The 715-nt window shown below is 72.6% G+C and carries 1 protein-coding gene; it reads right to left on the bottom strand.

Annotation, left to right across the window (positions count from 1 at the left end; all coding sequences use genetic code 11):
- The coding region (locus H0488_RS23485; protein WP_183101565.1) for a metal-dependent transcriptional regulator at positions 1–472 on the bottom strand (472 nt) is incomplete at its 3' end.
- Between the last annotated feature and the right edge of the window lie 243 nt (positions 473–715).

Below are 715 nucleotides of genomic sequence, written 5' to 3'. Positions count from 1 at the left end.
CGGCCTTGGACAGCGGCTCGACGTCGGTCATGAAGGCCTCGCCGGCGTTCTCCTCGCCGAGCTCGGCGAGGCCCGGGATCGGGTTGCCGTAGGGCGACTCGGTCGGGTGGTCGAGCAGCTCGAGCAGCCGCCGCTCGACGGTCTCGGAGATGACGTGCTCCCAGCGGCACGCCTCCTCGTGGACGAGCTCCCAGTCGAGGCCGATGACGTCGGTGAGCAGCCGCTCGGCGAGGCGGTGCTTGCGCATCACCCGGGTGGCGAGCCGCTGGCCCTCCTCGGTGAGCTCGAGGTGGCGGTCGCCCTCGACGGTGAGCAGCCCGTCGCGCTCCATCCGGGCCACGGTCTGCGACACGGTCGGGCCGCTCTGGTGCAGGCGCTCGGCGATCCGTGCCCGGAGCGGCACGATGCCCTCCTCGACCAGCTCGTAGATCGTGCGGAGGTACATCTCGGTGGTGTCGATCAGGTCGCTCACCCGTCCATCCTCTCCCATCGCGCCAGCCGCGCGCACGCACCCTTCCAGCGTTTGGCAGGCTCTGGGCATGACCTCGCTCGCGCCCCTGACCGTGCCGGAGCGCTTCCACGGTCCGATCCGCTCGGGAAACGGCGGCTGGACCGCCGGCGCGCTGGCCGAACGGCTGGCGACGCCCCACCCCGGCCAGGCCGTCACGGTCGCGCTGCGGCTGCCGCCGCCCCTCGAGACGCCGCTCGATGTCAT

This window comes from Nocardioides pelophilus (genome assembly GCF_014180685.1).
GTDB lineage: Bacteria > Actinomycetota > Actinomycetes > Propionibacteriales > Nocardioidaceae > Nocardioides > Nocardioides pelophilus.
Note: the sequence above shows the minus strand (reverse complement) of the source record. Positions and strands in the feature narration are given on the sequence as shown.